The sequence below is a fragment of the Brevundimonas diminuta ATCC 11568 genome (assembly GCF_000204035.1).
GTDB lineage: Bacteria > Pseudomonadota > Alphaproteobacteria > Caulobacterales > Caulobacteraceae > Brevundimonas > Brevundimonas diminuta.
Genome location: NZ_GL883084.1, coordinates 93,412 through 108,027, shown reverse-complemented (window position 1 = coordinate 108,027; position 14,616 = coordinate 93,412). Strand labels below are relative to the sequence as shown.

Here is a 14,616-nt window from a genome sequence, read left to right as displayed (position 1 = left end):
CGGACATCCTGCTCGACGGCGGGCGGGGCAGGCGAGGCGACCGGGGCCGCAAGGGGCGCGGCGGCCGTCAGGACGGCCAGGACGAAGGCGGGAAGGCTACGCATGTCGACAAGCTAGGGGCCGCCGAAGGCGCTGGCAACAAAGTCAGGACAGGCTGATAAAAAGTCAGGTTGACATGACATGAAGGCAGTGTCAGGTTGGCCTTACACAAAGTCAGGAGCGCCTGCCATGTTGACCCTCTCCAAACAACAGACCCCCGCCGGACGTCGCTACGTCCTGCGGACCTTCGCCTTTATGGTCCCTTATGTGGCGATCTGCGTGGCGATGATGACCACCGACGCCTTCGACGGCGTGATGGGGCGGCCTGCGGGGTGGGTGCTGGCGGCGGCCGTGGCGGCTCCGGTCATCGGCCAGATCTGGGCGACGCTGTCGCTGATGCGGGAAAGCGATGAGTTCGTGCGCATGGTCACGGCCAAGCAGTTCATCATCGCCTCCGGCCTGGCGATGGCGGCGGCGACCTTCTGGGGATTCGGCGAGACGTTCGCCGGGGCGCCGCATCTGCCGGCCTGGCTGATCTATCCGTTGTTCTGGGCGGCCTTCGGTCTGGTTTCAGCCTTCATTCGGTCGTCGAACTGATGAAGAACCGGCTGAAACTGCTGCGCGTCGAGCGCAACTGGACCCAGGAGCAGCTGGGGCAGGCGCTGGGGGTGTCGCGCCAGGCGGTCAACGCCCTTGAGACCGAGAAGCACGACCCCTCGCTCGACCTGGCCTATCGCATCGCCGCCCTGTTCGAGCGGCCGGTCGAGGACATCTTCGAGAACCCGCACGCCTGACGCGTAAAGTCAGGAAAACCTTACTCTCTGTTTCACTTCATCGCCGTCATCTTCGGGGCCGCCTCGAGGGACGAACCCTGCTGCGCGCTGAACAGCGGGCAGGGCCAACACGCCAAGGAAACGCCATGACCAAGATCTCCGCACCCGCCAAGACCCTGCGCGCCTTCATCCTGGCCGCCGCCGTCGGCTTCAGCGCCGCCAGCATCGTCTCTCCCGCCCAGGCCGAACCGGCCCGCGCCGAGGCGCCCGCCTTCGTCTCCGATCGGCTGTCGGTCGAGGTGATGGGGCAGGGGCCGGACGTGATCCTGATCCCCGGTTTCGCCTCCTCGCGCGAGGTGTGGCGGCCGCTGGCCCGGCGTTTGTCGGCGACGCATCGTGTCCATCTGGTGCAACTGGCCGGTTTCGCGGGCGAGGCGTGGACGCACGGCGACGGCGCCTTCGTCCAGCCTGTCGTGGATGAACTGGCGCGCTATGCGGCGACGCTGGACCGGCCCGCGGTCATCGGCCATTCGATGGGCGGGCTCAGCGGCTTGCTGCTGGCGCAGCAGAATCCCGAGGCGATCAGCCGCGTGATGAGCGTCGACAGCCTGCCCTTCTTCAGCGCCATGTTCGGCCCGCAGGTCACGCCGCAGACGGCTAAGCCCTTCGCCGATCAGGCCGCCGCCTCCATCCTGAACGCGGACGAAGCGGCCTTTCGCATTCAGCAGGAACGCACCGCTGTCGGCATGATGCGCGACGAGGCCGGGCGCGCCGCCATGGTCGACTGGTCGATGGCCTCGAACCGTCAGGCGATGGCCTCGGCGATCCGCGAGGTGATGACGACCGACGCGCGGCCCGGCCTGGCGGCCATGACCACGCCGGTCTGGGCGGTCTACGCCTCGGACGCGGACGGCGGCGCGCCCGCCGCCATGGCCGACGCCCTGTGGAGCCGCGAATACGCCGCCCTGTCGGGCGTGACGCTGAAGCGCGTCGACGGCGCCCGGCACTTCATCATGGTCGATCAGCCTGACCGGCTGGACGCCCTGGTCGACGCCTTCCTAGAGAGCGAGGACTGATCGCGGATCAGGCGGCGGGCGCCTTCAGCCGCAGGTCGTCGGTGACGTCGCCCGCCTTGGTCGGGGCGCCCGCAAACTCGCCCGCGTATTCCGGCGACAGGGCGCTCTGGAAGGCCGACAGCGGCAGGGTCAGGTAATAGGCGCCCTCGACATAGGGACCGACCGCATAGGCGTCGAGCAGGAAGGTCAGGCCGCCCGCCTTGCCCGGAACCGAGCCGGGCGCCAGGGTCACGGCTACGTCCTTCAGCTTGGGGCAGGCCCACATCTCGCCGCTGGTCGAGACCGGCTCGGCGCCGGGACGCTTGGTCTTGGCGGTGTTCACCGCCTGGCACAGGGCGCGCTCCAGGCCGGTCTTGTCGGCCTTGTCGGCGAACAGTTCGGCGGCGGCGATGCGGCGGCCTTCGGTCTTGTCCCACAGCAGGCCGGTGGCGACCGTGTTCGGGTGGGCGCCGCCCGAATAGTCGAAGTCGGTCCGCATCAGGCTGAACAGGCGGCCGGTCTCGATCGGGGCGCCGTAGACGATGGTCTTCTCATAGGGCGGCATCCCTTCCGGCGAACCGGCTTCGGTGCGGTCGGCCTGGGCTCCCTCGGCGTATTCCTTCAGCTTGGCCACCTCGTCGCGGTACAGCGGGGTGTAGAGCGCCGGATAGGACAGCACGTTTTCCGGCAGGCTCAGGCTGACCTTGGCGTAGGGCGTGGCGCTGTCGTACTTCAGCGGCCCTTCGACGGCGTGGGCGGAGGCGGCCGGCGCGGCGGGCGTCTCCTTCTTCTCATTGCGCTGGCAGGCGGCGAGCGAGACCGCGACGGCGGCGGCGACGAGAAGGACGCGAAGGGGGCGCGAAGGGATCATGCCGGGCTCCTTTGGAACGGTTCGATCAGAAAGCTAGGCCGTTGAACGCGATGGCGGCCAGAAGGATCAACCCCGCATCGCGATTTGATTTGAAAAGACGCAAGGAAAGTTTCGGGTCGTCCGGCTGCAACCGCCGCACCTGCCAGACGAAATGCAGGGCGTAGAGCGCCAGACCGACATAGAAGACCGGCCCCAGGCCCGCGACGTAGCCCGCTGCGCCCGCCAGGGCCACGGCCAGGACGTAAAAGACGACCACGCCTTCCCTGACCTTGCCGCCCAACGCCCGCGCCGAGGACTTCACCCCGGCCATGACGTCGTCCTCGATGTCCTGAAGCGCGTAGATGGTGTCGTAGCCCAGGGTCCAGAAGATCCCGCCCGCGTAGAGCAGCCCCGCTGACAGGGCGAGGTTCCCCATGCGGTTCAGGCCCTCGGCCATCCAGTAGCTGTCCCCGCTGGCCTTCACGCTTAGGACATAGAGCCAGCCGAGCGCGAACAGGCCTCCTGTCGCCGCCGCGAAGCCCAACAGGGCGCCCCAGTTGAAGGTCAGGCCCAGCCACGCCTGCGGCCACCAGGTGATGCGCTTCATGAAGGGATAAGCCGCCACCAGCCCCAGCGACAGGGCGCCCAGCAGCACCGACGTCAGGTTCATCGTCAGCAGGATGCACAGGCTGATGAGGCTGAGGCCGCCGACGAAGGCCCAGGCCTGTTTGACGCTGATCTGGCCCGCCGGAATGGGGCGCAGGGCCGTGCGGGCCACCTGGGCGTCGAAGTCGCGGTCGACGATGTCGTTCACCGCACAGCCCGCCCCGCGCATCAGGGCCGCGCCGACGGCGAAGCCGACCACCAGCCACAGCTCATAGCCGCCGAACGGTCGGTCATACTGGTTCAGCGCCAGCATGATCCCTTGCCAGCCGGGCAGCAGCAGCAGCCACGTCCCGATCGGCCGGTCGAAGCGGCCCAGCTTCAGCCAGGGCTTCAGCCGCTCGGGCGCATGGCGGTCGACCCAGTTCTGGCCGGCGGCGTCGGGAAGCGGGGCTGTGTTCATGCGAACCGTCTTAGCCCTCCATGCGGCGCCGGGTGAAGGGGGCGCGTCGGATCGCAGTTTCATGAAGTTTCTCGCCGGAGCCGGGCCGGGGCTGGACAGGCGGGGCCGTATCCGCCACTGGGCGCGAATGGCTCGCAGCTCCATCCCCCGCAGCGTCTGGATTCTGGGCCTCGTCAGCCTGCTGATGGATGTCTCGTCGGAGATGATCCAGACGCTTCTGCCCATCTATCTGGTGGTGGGGCTGGGCGCTTCGGCGGTGATGATCGGTCTGGTCGAAGGCTTCTCCGTCGTCGTGGCGACGGCGGTGAAATTCCTGTCGGGCTTCTGGTCCGACCGCATTGCGCGGCCCAAATGGCTGGCGGTCGCGGGTTATGGGCTGGCGGCCCTGTCCAAGCCGATCTTCCCTCTGGCGGCCTCGGTCGAGGGGGTGCTGCTGGCCAAGGGGGTGGACCGGATCGGCAAGGGCGTCCGCACCGCCCCGCGCGACGCCCTGGTCGCCGCCGTGACGCCGCCGGACATTCGCGGCCGCGCCTTCGGCCTGAGAAAGTCGCTGGATACGGTCGGCGGTTTCGTCGGCCCGCTGGTGGCGATCGGGCTGATGGTGGTGCTGGCGAACGATATCAAGGCGGTGTTCTGGCTGGCCTCCATCCCCGCCTTCCTGGCCGTGGCCTTGCTGGTCGGCGGCGTGTCCGACCCGCCGCGTCCGGACGAGGGCGCCAAGAAGCCGCCCAGCCTGAAGGGTGCGCTGCGTCTGGACGCCGCCACCTGGACCATGATCGCCCTGACGGCGGTGATCGGTCTGGCGCGATTCAGCGAGTCCTTCCTGCTGATGAAGGGGCTGGACGTCGGCGTCCCGGCCGCCTTCGCGCCGGCGGCCATCGTCCTGCTGCACCTGGTGTTCGGCCTGGCCGCCTTCCCGGTGGGGGCGCTGTCGGACCGCATCGGCCGTACCTCCCTGCTGCTGCTCAGCCTGGTCTTCCTGGCCGCCGCAGACGTGGCGCTGGCGCTGGCGAGCGATCAGGTCGTCTTCTATCTGGGCGTGGCCCTGTGGGGCCTGCACATGGGCTTTTCGCAAGGCCTGCTGATGACCTTGATCGCCGATGCGGCGCCCGCCCATCTGCGCGGCTCGGCGTTCGGCCTGTTCGCCCTGATCTCGGGCCTGATCGCCTTGGCGGGCAATGTCGCGGCGGGCCTGTTGTGGGACGGTTTCGGCCCGCAGGCGACCTTTGCCGTCGGCGCGGTGTTGAGCCTCGTCTGCGCCCTGGGCGTCGCTGGGTGGATGCGGCTTCAGGCGGCGCGCAGCCGCTAGGTGCGACGGCGGGCTTGCGCGCCGGGATCGTCCCGCTAGGCTTGATCGCCAGAAACAGCAGCCGGTCGGACAAGACGGATGACGATACGCACGAAGCCCCCATTTCCCTGGTTGCTGGCCCTGACCTGGCTGGTGCTGCTGGGCGCGGCCGTCGGGGGCTTCCTGACCGGGGAGTTCAGCGTCACCTTCGTCGGCGCCGGGACGTTTCTGCTGACCCTGATTCCGTTCTGGCTGGCGCCGCGCATCGGGCTGAACCTGCCGATCGGCTTCGTCACCGCCATCGCCGTCTTCCTGTGCGCCACCCTGTTCCTGGGCGAGATGGGCGACTTCTACGAGCGTTACTGGTGGTGGGACGTGGTGTTGCACGGCGGCTCGGCCGTGGCCTTCGGCCTGGTCGGCGCCCTGTTGATGCTGATGTTGGTGCAGGGCCGCCAGTTGAAGGCCGCGCCCCTGACGGTGGCCTTCTTCGCCTTCTGCTTCGCCGTGACCATCGGCGCCCTGTGGGAGATCTGGGAGTTCATGCTGGACCAGGTGTTCGGCCTCAACACCCAGAAGTCCGGCCTGGTCGACACCATGTGGGATCTGATCGTGGATTCCATCGGCGCCCTGATCGGGGCGGGCGCCGGTTGGGCCTATCTGAAAGGGCGCCAGGGCGGGCCGCTGGTGCGGGCCATGCGCGCTTTCGTCGACAAGAATCGGCGGCTGTTCGGCGGCTGAAGAGGCCTATTCCGCCAGCCGCCCTTGCGCCTCGTCGCCAGGGAAGACCACGTCCGGGTCCGGCTCGCGGCACTCAAGGCCGGGTCGGTCGAGGCGACGCAGGACATGGCGCAGGATGTTCAGCCGCGCCGTCTTCTTCTGATCCGTCGCCACCACGGTCCAGGGCGCATAGTCCAGATGCGTGCGCTTCAGCATCTCGTCGCGGGCGGCGGAATAGGCGCTCCAGCGGGCCTGGGCCTCGGCGTCCAGGGACGAGACCTTGAACCGCTTCAGCGGGTGGTCGACGCGCTCCTCCAGGCGGCGGGCCTGTTCGTCGCGGCTGATGTCCAGCCACAGCTTGATCAGGATGACGCCCGACTGGGTCAGCATCCGCTCGAAATGCGGGGCGTCGTGCAGGAAGCGCTCATGCTGCTCGGGCGTGCAGAAGCCCATGACCGCCTCGACCCCGGCCCGATTGTACCAGGAGCGGTTGAAGATCACGATCTCGCCCGCCGCCGGCAGATGGGCGGCGTAGCGCTGGAAATACCATTGCGTCGTTTCGCGCTCGGTCGGCTTGGGCAGGGCGACGACGCGCGTCTGCCGCGGGGCCATGTATTCGGTCATCCGCTTGATCGCCCCGTCCTTGCCGGCGGCGTCGCGCCCCTCGAAGACGATGACGACCTTCAGCCCCTGTTCGATGGCCCAGGCCTGGGTCTCGACCATCTGGATCTGCAGGGCTTCCAGGATGTCGGCGTAGTCGTCCTTGGCCATGGGCGTGTCCTTGTGTCGCGATCGACCAACCTTGCGGCGAATTCACTGGCGTCGCCAGCCTTGCTGTTCAGGGTGCAACGCAAAAGGAGCCGAAAATGATCAATCGTCGTCATGTCCTGGCCGTCGGCGCTGCGGCCGCAGTCGCGCCATCGGCGGCGCGCGCCCAAGGCGAAGGAGCGTTCGACGCCGCCCTGACGACAGCCTTCGACGGGGTCAGGCCGATCGCCCTGGCGGGCGGGGTCGTGACGGCTCAAGGGCTGGCCTGGTCCGGCGTGCGCGGCGTGCGGCGCGCGGGAGGGGACGATCCGGCGACGACGGACGACCGTTGGCACCTGGGCTCCAACACCAAGGCGATGACGGCGGCGCTGTTCGCCCGCCTGGTCGAGCAGGGACGGGCGCGCTGGGCCATGCCGCTGGCTGACGCCTTTCCCGACCTGACGATCGACGCGGGCTGGGACGGCGCGACGCTGGACGACTTCATGACCCACACGGCGGGGCTGAAGGACGAGGCGGTCATGGGCATGGCCTGGCTGATGACCGCCCGCGCCGCCCCTCAATCCCTGCCCGCACAGCGCCGCGCCATCGTCGATAAGGCGCTGGCCGCTCCGCCGTCCGGCGAGCGCGGGGCGTTCGCCTATGGCAACGCCAACTATGTGCTGGTCGGAGCGGCGATCGAGGCCGTCACCGGCGGCTCGTGGGAAGAGGCCATGCAGGCCGAGGTGTTCGGCCCCCTGGGCCTGGCCTCGGCGGGGTTCGGCGCGCCGGCTGGAAGCGACAACGCCTGGGGGCACCGCCGCATGGGCGAGACGGCCGTGCCGATGGACCCGGTCGATCCGGGTTCGGACAATCCTCTGGCGCTCGGCCCGGCGGGCACGGTTCACATGACGGCGGCCGACTACGCCCGCTTTCTACAGGTCTTCCTGACCGAAGGCGGCGGCTGGCTGAAACCGGAGACGGTGCGGCGTCTCGTCACGCCGGGCGAGGGGCGCAACTACGCCCATGGCTGGATCGTCCTGCCGCCCCAGCCCTGGGCCAAGGGGTCGGTGATCGCCCATGAGGGTTCGAACACCCTGTGGCACGCCATCGCCCTGGTCGATCCGGCGGGCGGTCGGGCCGTCTTCGGCCTGTCCAACGACGGCGGGCGCGGCGGCCCGGCCTGTCAGGCCATGGCTATGGAAATGCTGGGTATCTGAGCCCGCTATAGCCGCTTCTGCGCTTCTGGAGCGGCGTTTCTTCGGTGTTTGCACGGGGCGGAACGTCGTCTGTTCGGCCATGTGCAGTCGTCGGACCTCATCACTGCGCGTCGGTGCGTGGTCGGTTGGGCGCCAAGAAGCGCAAGCTGCGCGCGTCGCGGCGAAATTAACTGTAAAGCCTGTCGGCTCGGTTTCGCTTTACAGTTGACCGCTGTGGATAGTCGGGTGACAACATCGCCGCAGTCCGGATTTCACGTGGGGTCCAAACCCGCGTCTTGCTCCTTCGCCTGAACGAGCTTGTCCAGATGGGCTGACGGGCGATCCTGCTAGGACGTCCGCCTGGAAAAGCGCGTTTACGGAGACGCAATATGGCGACCGGCACGGTCAAGTGGTTCAACCCCACGAAGGGCTTCGGCTTCATTCAACCCGACACGGGCGGCGCGGACGTTTTCGTCCACATCACCGCCGTGCAAAAGGCGGGTCTGGTGGGTCTCGATGACAACGCCAAGGTCGAGTACGAGCTGGAAACCCAGCGCGGCAAGACTTCGGCCGTGGATCTCAAGCTCCTCTAAGGCCTTACGGACCTTCTGGTTCGTGAAAAGAAGAAGACGCGGAGGGCGACCTCCGCGTCTTTTTTGTCGCGCCTCGCAGGGATCGACCCTGGGCGCCGATGGTTGTCTCTCGAAACGGGAGAAACACCATGCTCAAGGACAAGAACTCTTCGGCCATCGTGGCGGTGAAGGATCTGGAGCGCGCCAGGGCCTTCTATTCCGACGTGCTGGGTCTGAACCTGGCGGACACCGGCATGGACGGGGTGCTGGGCTATCGCACCGGGAACACCTGGCTGACGGTCTACCGCTCGGACTTCGCCGGGACGAACCAGGCCAACGCCGTGACCTGGGACGTGGGCGTCGAGGTGGACGACATCGTCGCCGATCTCAAGACCAAGGGCGTCGTCTTTGAACGCTATGACGGCATGGCGCATGACGGCGACGTCCATGTCGCCGGGCCGCTGCGTCTGGCCTGGTTCAAGGATCCGGACGGCAACATCCTGCACCTGGTCGGCGGCGCGGGCGGGGCCTAGCCCTCCAGAGAGACGACCGGCTGGCTGACGGCGGCGCCCTTGCCGCGCGCCTTCAGCCAGGCGCGGATGCGGTTCTGGATCGGCTGGTCGATCAGATAGTGCAGGCCGAAGGCGAAGACGAAGGCCGCCAGCACGCCCAGAGCCCACAGGCCCCAGCGCCAGGCCTCGCCCAGCGCCAGCTTGTCGGCGAAGGCCTCGGCCAGGCCGAACCAGGCGATGCGCACCACCTCGTTCGAGATGAACATGGAGAAGGAGACCATGGCCGCCGCCTCGACCAGCTTCGACGGCCGCTTGGTCGGCACGGCGCCCGCCGCCAGGATGATGATGGAGATGAAGACCAGCGACAGAAGGGCGTTCTTGTCGAAATACTGGGCGACGGCCAGGCCGACGGCGGCCAGCACCCCGGCCCAGCCGGCGATGCGGGCGTTGATCCACACGCCTTGCGCGAACCAGGCCAGCCCCATGCCCAGGATGAACAGCGGCAGGGCGCGCCAGATGCCCAGGTTCAGCGGCATCTGATAGACGGGATATTTCAGGATCGCCCAGCTCAGTTCATTGGCGGCCAGATAGCCGACGACGACCAGGATCAGCGCCGTCCACGGCCCGATCCGGCTGAGACCCCGCAGCACGAAGGGGAAGGCGACGTAGCAGCCCAGCAGGGCCGAGATCGACCAGGTTGGGGCGTTCCAGCCCAGGCCGCCGTGCACGCCGAACGACTGCACCAGGGCCGCCTGGGCGGGAAGCTGATCCCAGGCGAACCACTCGGGATGGCTGGGCGGCATGCCCGCGGCGGTCGCCGCCAGCACCAGCGCCACCAGCAAGCCCAGCACGATCAGATGCGCCGGATACACCCTCAAGGCCCGCTTGATGAAGAAGTCGGTCTTGGACATCCGGCCCGAGCCGACCGCGCGGCCATAGACCCGCATCAGCACGTATCCGCTGTCGATCAGGAAGAAGTTGGTCAGCAGGAAGCCGCCGCGCTCGAACACGGGATGCAGTCCTTCGGCCAGGGGGACGGGCGCCGACATCTGGAAGTGATGCAGGATGATCAGGGCGGCCACGATGAAACGCAGCGCGTCCAGCCAGCCTCCGCGCATGATTGGCGGCGGTTCATTCCGGGACGAAAATACAGCCTGCAGCATCACGACCCCCTTGTTCGAATGCTGTTACGCAAGAACGGGGCCGTTGCCCTCCTTCTCACGGGGAGAAGGAGGGCAGGATCTCTTATCCTCGCACCAGACGCAGGAATTCCTCGCGTGTGCGCGGGTCTTCGCGAACGGCGCCCAGCAGGCAGCTGGTCGACAGGCTGGCGCCGGGGACGTCGACGCCGCGCATGGTCATGCAGCTGTGCTCGGCTTCGATGACCACGCCGACGCCGTGGGGGCGCAGCACGTCCTGGATGGCGTTGGCGATCTCGGACGTCATCTTCTCCTGAATCTGCAGGCGCCGGGCGTAGCCGCGCACCACGCGGGCCAGCTTGGAGATGCCGACGACCCGATCGGTCGGCAGATAGGCGACGTGCGCCTTACCCACCACCGGCAGCATGTGATGCTCGCAGAAGCTGACGAAGCGGATGTCCTTCAGGACCACCAGCTCGTCGTAGCCGCCGACCTCCTCGAAGGTCTTCTCCAGATAGTCGCGCGGTTCGACTTCATAGCCCTGGAACAGCTCGCGATAGGACTTGGCCACGCGCTTGGGCGTCTCGATCAGGCCTTCGCGTGCAGGATTGTCGCCGGCCCAGCGGATCAGGGTGCGGACGGCGGCTTCGGCTTCTTCCTGGGAAACGGCGGGGGAGGAGGGGGTCTGGTCGCTCATGACAGGCTGCATACCTCCCCTGCACAGGTTTTGGAAACGGCGCCGCTGTTTAAAACGGCTTCTGCCCCGATCAGGGCAGGCGGACCAGTTCGACGCGGCGATTGCGGGCGCGGCCTTCGTCGCTGGCGTTGTCGGCCACAGGCTTGTCGGCGCCGAAGCCCTTGGCCTCCAGCCGCTTGGCGTCGATCCCCTGCTGCGTCAGGGCGGCGACCACGGCGCGGGCGCGTTCTTCGGACAGCGGACGGTTGCGGGCGGGCGCGCCGGTGTTGTCGGTGTGGCCCTCGACGGACAGGCGCAGGCCAGCTTCGTCCTTCAGCATCTGGGCCATGGCGTCGATCTGAGGACGCGAGGCGTCCAGGATGTCAGCCTTGTCCAGCGCGAACTCGACCGGCACCGCGACGCGGCCGTCGGCGGCGATCTTGCGCGCCAGTTCGCTGGCGGGCAGCAGGCCGGCGGTCGGCGCCAGGGCCTTGGCCTCGACCACCGCCATCGAGCCTTGCGCGCTGCCGACATACAGGTGAACCCAGACCGTGCGGTCCGCCTGACGGATCACCCAGGTCTGCGACGGACCGTTATAGATGTCGCCGATACCGTTCAGGGCCGCCATCTGCACCGCCTCGGGCAGGGCGTGGGCGGCGTCGCTGGGAATCTGGCCGTCGAAGATGCGAACGGCGCCCGCCTCTTTCAGCGCGTGCTCCATGTTTCGCAGCAACTCCAGCCGAGAGAAGCTCTTGCCGGTGTCGTTGGTGATCTGGGTCTGATGAACGCGGCCTTCGATCATTTCGAACCGGGCGCCGGTCCAGAAGGGGAAGTCGGCGAAGTCGTGCGCCTCGCTGTTCTGCGGCTTGTAGCCCTCGGGCAGGCGCAGATAGGGGAAGTCGCCCAGGCTGGCGGTCGACAGGGCCACGCTGTTCACGTCGAAGGGACCGGCGGCGGCCGAGGCGCCCTCGGCCGGAGCCGTCGCCGTTTCAGTCTGTTCCGGCGCCTTGTTGTCGCACGCAGCGACCAGCAAGGCCGAGGTCGCGATCGTCAGGACGGAGGCGAGACGCAGGAACGGTTTCATGAGGCATCCTTCAGGCGTTGATCGGGGGGAGGGTGAAAACGTTCGTCTAGTCGCCGCTGTTGTCAATCGAATGAACCGGCATCGACCGGAACATCGGTCTCATTGCATCGTCCTAACGTCGCGTTAACCATCCTGTCGGCATTTTCTGCCCACTGTCCCGTGCTTGTGTTCGGGGCGCTTCGGGGATCGGCGATGAGCGGCGCGGAAGTTCTGGATGTGGGTCGCGACGCCCTGTGGCTGACGATCCAGCTGTGCCTGCCGGCCCTGATCGTGGCCCTGGTGGTCGGCGTGGCCATCGGCCTGTTCCAGGCCCTGACCCAGATCCAGGAGCAGACCCTGGTCTATGCGCCCAAGATCATCGCCATCTTCGTGTCCCTGCTGCTGTTCCTGCCGCTGATGGGCGCGCTGCTGGGCGGTTTCATGCGCGAGATCGCCGCTCGCATCGCGGGCATGTAGGGCGAGGCTGTAGGGCAGGGACATGGAGCCTTACGCCACGGCGGAACAGGTCTGGGCCGGGGGGCTGATCTTCGCACGCGTCGGCGCGATCCTGATGCTGTTGCCGGGCTTCGGCGAATCCTATGTGCCGCCGCGGGTGCGCCTGTCGCTGGCGCTGGTGCTGTCGCTGGCGCTGTGGCCCATCGTGGGCGCCAGCCTGCCGGCCCTGCCCGCGACCCTGGGCGCCACCGTCGGCTGGGTGATGCGCGAGGTGCTGACCGGCCTGGCCATCGGCGCCATCCTGCGCAGCTTCATGACCGCCCTGACCACGGCGGGCGAGATCGTCTCCCTGCAGACGACGCTGGGCTTCTCCCAGACCGCCAACCCCCTGCAGGCCCAGCCGGGGACGACCCTGTCGGCCTTCCTGATGCTGCTGGGCGTGACCCTGGTGTTCGCCACCAACACCCATCACCTGTTCATCGGCGGCATGGTCGGATCGTATGAGGCCATCGCCCCGGCCAAGCCGCTGATCGTGTCGGACTTCACCCAGATGGCGGTGAAGACCCTGAGCCAGAGCTTCATGCTCGGGGTGCAGCTGGCGGCGCCGGTGCTGGTGTTCGCCCTGATCTTCAACCTGGCCTCGGGCCTGGTGGCGCGGGTCATGCCCAGCTTCCAGGTCTATTTCGCCGCCGCGCCCTTGAGCGTCATCCTGGGCCTGTCGGTGTTCACGCTCAGCCTGGGCGTGGTGGGGACCGTCTTCATCGACCGCTACCGTTCGGTGGCGGCCTTCTTCACGGGAGGCGCCGTTGGCTGACGGCCCCGATCCCGAGTCGAAAACAGAAGACGCCACCCCGCGAAAACTCGAAGAGGCGCGGAAAAAGGGCGATGTCGCCAAGTCGCCGGACGTGGCGGCGGCCCTGTCTCTGGCCGGGGCGGCCGGCGTGCTGCTGGCGGGCGGCGGCTGGTTTTCGACCCGGATCGCCGAGGCGCTGACGCCCTTCCTGGCCCAGCCGCACGCCATGATCGGCGGGCTGGAGGCGGGCGGAGGCGTCGAGATCGGCATGCACGCCGTCTGGGCGGCGGCGCCGTTCCTGGCGGCCCTGATGTTTGCGGTCATCCTGGGCGGGGTCGGCGGCAATCTGGCTCAGTCGGGCCTCATCTTCACCGCCGACAAGGTCAAGCCGAAGTGGTCCAAGGTGAATCCGCTGGAGGGCTTCAAGCGCATCTTCGGCCCGGACGGCCTGGTGCAGTTCCTCAAGACCTTCATCAAGCTGGTCGCCATCGGCGCCGTCTGCTGGTGGGTGCTGAAGCCTCACGCGCGCGAGCTCGAGAACCTGGCCGCCATGAGCCCGGCGATGATCCTGCCGTTCGCGCGCGACCTGGCGCTGGCGCTGATGCTGTCGGCCCTCGTGTTTCTGTCGCTGACGGCGGGGGCTGACTATCTGTGGCAGCGGATGCGCTTCGCCAAGCGGATGCGGATGACCAAGGAAGAGCTGAAGGAAGACTTCAAACAGTCCGACGGCGACCCGCACGTCAAGGCCAAGCTGCGTCAGATCCGCATGCAGCGCGGCCGCCAGCGGATGATGCAGGCTGTACCCGACGCCACCGTCATCATCACCAACCCGACCCACTATTCGGTCGCCCTGCGTTATGAACCGGACAAGGGCGACGGCGCGCCAGTCTGCGTCGCCAAGGGCGTGGACGCCCTGGCCTTGCGCATCCGCGAGGTGGCCAGGGAGCACAAGGTGCCCATCGTCGAGAACGTGCCCCTGGCCCGCGCCCTCTATGCGGCGGTCGAGGTGGACGGCGTCATCCCGCGCGAACATTTCGAGGCGGCCGCCAAGGTCATCGGCTTCGTCATGCAGCAAAGGAAGCGGCGATGAAGGCGACGGCGGAGGAACGGCGTATGCTGACGAACCCTGATTCGCGCGGGCGAGACGCCATGACCATTTCCCGACCGCAAGACCGCCAGAAGACCCGCATCGCGGGCCGCCCGCGCTTCGATCCGTGGCTGGTCGCGATGGCGGTCGGCTTCGCCCTGGCGATCGCGGCCATCGCCTATCCGGCGTTCCGGGCCAGCGCCTTCACCGCGCCGGGGCTGATCTTGATCTTCGCGGCGGGGGCGACGGCGCTGATCTGGCTGTCGGCGTTCGGCCGGTCAGAGCGTCGCTCGCCTTCAGGCGATACGGCGGTCGAGATGCTGGACGCCATGGCCGAGCCCGCCGCCCTGGTGCAGCCGTCAGGCCAGGTGCTGGCCTATAACGCCGCCTGGGCCGAGGAGAACGGGACCGTCACCACCCTGCCCAGAGCCGGCAAGGGGGGCGGGAAATCCGCCCAGGCCCTCTACATGGCTTTCGCCCAGGCGCGCGAGGGGCATCAGGGCCGCGCCATCGTCCAGATCGGCGCGCGCGAGATCGAGGTGCTGATCGGCCAGGCGGGGCAGGGGCGTTTCCTCGTCCGCGCCGCG

General features: G+C 68.0%; 17 protein-coding genes and 1 pseudogene. 12 read left to right on the top strand and 6 right to left on the bottom strand.

Translation table 11 applies throughout. The annotated features are described in order from the left end of the window. Positions 1-228: 228 nt before the first annotated feature. From BDIM_RS00580 to BDIM_RS00570, 3 genes are all read left to right on the top strand, one after another. Positions 229-636: a hypothetical protein gene (locus BDIM_RS00580; RefSeq protein WP_003163620.1), complete on the top strand. Its 408-nt coding sequence runs from the start codon at positions 229-231 to the stop codon at positions 634-636. After that, a complete protein-coding gene (locus BDIM_RS00575) occupies positions 636-833 on the top strand; it encodes a helix-turn-helix transcriptional regulator (protein WP_003163619.1) in 198 nt (65 codons plus the stop codon). The genes BDIM_RS00580 and BDIM_RS00575 overlap by 1 nt, the downstream gene beginning before the upstream one ends. A 125-nt stretch (positions 834-958) precedes the next feature. Then, positions 959-1,888, top strand: a complete 930-nt coding sequence (locus BDIM_RS00570; RefSeq protein ID WP_003163618.1) for an alpha/beta fold hydrolase — start codon at positions 959-961, stop codon at positions 1,886-1,888. A 7-nt stretch (positions 1,889-1,895) separates the two neighbouring features. Here BDIM_RS00570 and BDIM_RS00565 read toward each other — a convergent pair whose 3' ends face one another. Both BDIM_RS00565 and BDIM_RS00560 read right to left on the bottom strand, forming a co-directional pair. Beyond that, positions 1,896-2,738, bottom strand: a complete 843-nt coding sequence (locus tag BDIM_RS00565) for a DUF3298 and DUF4163 domain-containing protein (protein WP_003163617.1) — start codon at positions 2,736-2,738, stop codon at positions 1,896-1,898. 25 nt (positions 2,739-2,763) lie between these two features. After that, entirely contained in the window at positions 2,764-3,783 is a 1,020-nt protein-coding gene (locus BDIM_RS00560; protein ID WP_003163616.1) for a UbiA family prenyltransferase, read from the bottom strand. A 61-nt stretch (positions 3,784-3,844) separates the two neighbouring features. On the opposite strand from BDIM_RS00560, the gene BDIM_RS00555 reads away from it, so the two are divergent. Together BDIM_RS00555 and BDIM_RS00550 are read left to right on the top strand one after the other, a co-directional pair. Then, entirely contained in the window at positions 3,845-5,092 is a 1,248-nt protein-coding gene (locus BDIM_RS00555) for an MFS transporter (protein ID WP_244911876.1), read from the top strand. A 78-nt stretch (positions 5,093-5,170) separates the two neighbouring features. Further along, the gene (locus tag BDIM_RS00550) at positions 5,171-5,809 is read left to right on the top strand and encodes a DUF2238 domain-containing protein (protein WP_081461798.1); all 639 of its coding nucleotides are present in this window, start codon (positions 5,171-5,173) and stop codon (positions 5,807-5,809) included. A 6-nt stretch (positions 5,810-5,815) separates the two neighbouring features. Here BDIM_RS00550 and ppk2 read toward each other — a convergent pair whose 3' ends face one another. Beyond that, complete coding sequence (gene ppk2, locus BDIM_RS00545; protein WP_003163613.1) at positions 5,816-6,559, bottom strand: polyphosphate kinase 2; 744 nt, start codon at positions 6,557-6,559, stop codon at positions 5,816-5,818. 95 nt (positions 6,560-6,654) lie between these two features. Here ppk2 and BDIM_RS00540 point away from each other — a divergent pair, with 95 nt between their 5' ends. The 3 genes from BDIM_RS00540 (at position 6,655) to BDIM_RS00530 (ending at position 8,836) form a co-directional block, all read left to right on the top strand. Further along, the gene (locus BDIM_RS00540) at positions 6,655-7,752 is read left to right on the top strand and encodes a serine hydrolase domain-containing protein (protein WP_003163612.1); all 1,098 of its coding nucleotides are present in this window, start codon (positions 6,655-6,657) and stop codon (positions 7,750-7,752) included. Positions 7,753-8,120: 368 nt separating this feature from the next. Then, positions 8,121-8,324 (top strand): cold-shock protein, encoded by a 204-nt coding sequence (locus BDIM_RS00535; protein WP_003163611.1) that lies wholly within the window; start codon positions 8,121-8,123, stop codon positions 8,322-8,324. Between the two features lie 128 nt (positions 8,325-8,452). Continuing rightward, positions 8,453-8,836, top strand: coding sequence for a VOC family protein (locus tag BDIM_RS00530; protein ID WP_003163610.1), 384 nt, complete (start codon positions 8,453-8,455; stop codon positions 8,834-8,836). Here the strand turns inward: BDIM_RS00530 and BDIM_RS00525 are convergent. The 3 genes from BDIM_RS00525 to BDIM_RS00515 all read right to left on the bottom strand — a co-directional run bounded on the left by BDIM_RS00525 (position 8,833) and on the right by BDIM_RS00515 (position 11,714). Further along, positions 8,833-9,933 carry an acyltransferase family protein gene (locus tag BDIM_RS00525; RefSeq protein WP_003163609.1) on the bottom strand — a complete coding sequence of 367 codons (1,101 nt, stop codon included), beginning with the start codon at positions 9,931-9,933 and terminating at the stop codon, positions 8,833-8,835. The genes BDIM_RS00530 and BDIM_RS00525 overlap by 4 nt on opposite strands. Positions 9,934-10,060: 127 nt before the next feature. Continuing rightward, positions 10,061-10,651, bottom strand: coding sequence for a GTP cyclohydrolase I FolE (gene folE / locus BDIM_RS00520; protein ID WP_003163608.1), 591 nt, complete (start codon positions 10,649-10,651; stop codon positions 10,061-10,063). A 70-nt stretch (positions 10,652-10,721) separates the two neighbouring features. After that, positions 10,722-11,714 (bottom strand): OmpA family protein, encoded by a 993-nt coding sequence (locus tag BDIM_RS00515; protein ID WP_003163606.1) that lies wholly within the window; start codon positions 11,712-11,714, stop codon positions 10,722-10,724. 192 nt (positions 11,715-11,906) lie between these two features. Here BDIM_RS00515 and fliQ point away from each other — a divergent pair, with 192 nt between their 5' ends. The 4 genes and pseudogenes from fliQ to BDIM_RS17720 form a co-directional block, all read left to right on the top strand. After that, positions 11,907-12,170 (top strand): flagellar biosynthesis protein FliQ, encoded by a 264-nt coding sequence (gene fliQ / locus BDIM_RS00510; RefSeq protein WP_003163604.1) that lies wholly within the window; start codon positions 11,907-11,909, stop codon positions 12,168-12,170. Between the two features lie 22 nt (positions 12,171-12,192). After that, on the top strand, positions 12,193-12,963 hold the full coding sequence (fliR, locus tag BDIM_RS00505; protein WP_003163603.1) for a flagellar biosynthetic protein FliR: 771 nt from the start codon (positions 12,193-12,195) through the stop codon (positions 12,961-12,963). Beyond that, on the top strand, positions 12,956-14,032 hold the full coding sequence (flhB, locus tag BDIM_RS00500; protein WP_003163602.1) for a flagellar biosynthesis protein FlhB: 1,077 nt from the start codon (positions 12,956-12,958) through the stop codon (positions 14,030-14,032). The genes fliR and flhB overlap by 8 nt, the downstream gene beginning before the upstream one ends. 59 nt (positions 14,033-14,091) lie before the next feature. Then, positions 14,092-14,616: pseudogene (locus tag BDIM_RS17720) on the top strand (hypothetical protein); the annotation flags it as partial.

Bases quoted from the DNA above. Each gene is read 5' to 3' on its own strand.
- BDIM_RS00580 (WP_003163620.1), top strand. From the start codon at position 229: ATGTTGACCCTCTCCAAACAACAGACCCCCGCCGGACGTCGCTACGTC.
- BDIM_RS00575 (WP_003163619.1), top strand. From the start codon at position 636: ATGAAGAACCGGCTGAAACTGCTGCGCGTCGAGCGCAACTGGACCCAG.
- BDIM_RS00570 (WP_003163618.1), top strand. From the start codon at position 959: ATGACCAAGATCTCCGCACCCGCCAAGACCCTGCGCGCCTTCATCCTG.
- BDIM_RS00565 (WP_003163617.1), bottom strand. From the start codon at position 2,738: ATGATCCCTTCGCGCCCCCTTCGCGTCCTTCTCGTCGCCGCCGCCGTC.
- BDIM_RS00560 (WP_003163616.1), bottom strand. From the start codon at position 3,783: ATGAACACAGCCCCGCTTCCCGACGCCGCCGGCCAGAACTGGGTCGAC.
- BDIM_RS00555 (WP_244911876.1), top strand. From the start codon at position 3,845: ATGAAGTTTCTCGCCGGAGCCGGGCCGGGGCTGGACAGGCGGGGCCGT.
- BDIM_RS00550 (WP_081461798.1), top strand. From the start codon at position 5,171: ATGACGATACGCACGAAGCCCCCATTTCCCTGGTTGCTGGCCCTGACC.
- ppk2 (WP_003163613.1), bottom strand. From the start codon at position 6,559: ATGGCCAAGGACGACTACGCCGACATCCTGGAAGCCCTGCAGATCCAG.
- BDIM_RS00540 (WP_003163612.1), top strand. From the start codon at position 6,655: ATGATCAATCGTCGTCATGTCCTGGCCGTCGGCGCTGCGGCCGCAGTC.
- BDIM_RS00535 (WP_003163611.1), top strand. From the start codon at position 8,121: ATGGCGACCGGCACGGTCAAGTGGTTCAACCCCACGAAGGGCTTCGGC.
- BDIM_RS00530 (WP_003163610.1), top strand. From the start codon at position 8,453: ATGCTCAAGGACAAGAACTCTTCGGCCATCGTGGCGGTGAAGGATCTG.
- BDIM_RS00525 (WP_003163609.1), bottom strand. From the start codon at position 9,933: ATGCGCGGAGGCTGGCTGGACGCGCTGCGTTTCATCGTGGCCGCCCTG.
- folE (WP_003163608.1), bottom strand. From the start codon at position 10,651: ATGAGCGACCAGACCCCCTCCTCCCCCGCCGTTTCCCAGGAAGAAGCC.
- BDIM_RS00515 (WP_003163606.1), bottom strand. From the start codon at position 11,714: ATGAAACCGTTCCTGCGTCTCGCCTCCGTCCTGACGATCGCGACCTCG.
- fliQ (WP_003163604.1), top strand. From the start codon at position 11,907: ATGAGCGGCGCGGAAGTTCTGGATGTGGGTCGCGACGCCCTGTGGCTG.
- fliR (WP_003163603.1), top strand. From the start codon at position 12,193: ATGGAGCCTTACGCCACGGCGGAACAGGTCTGGGCCGGGGGGCTGATC.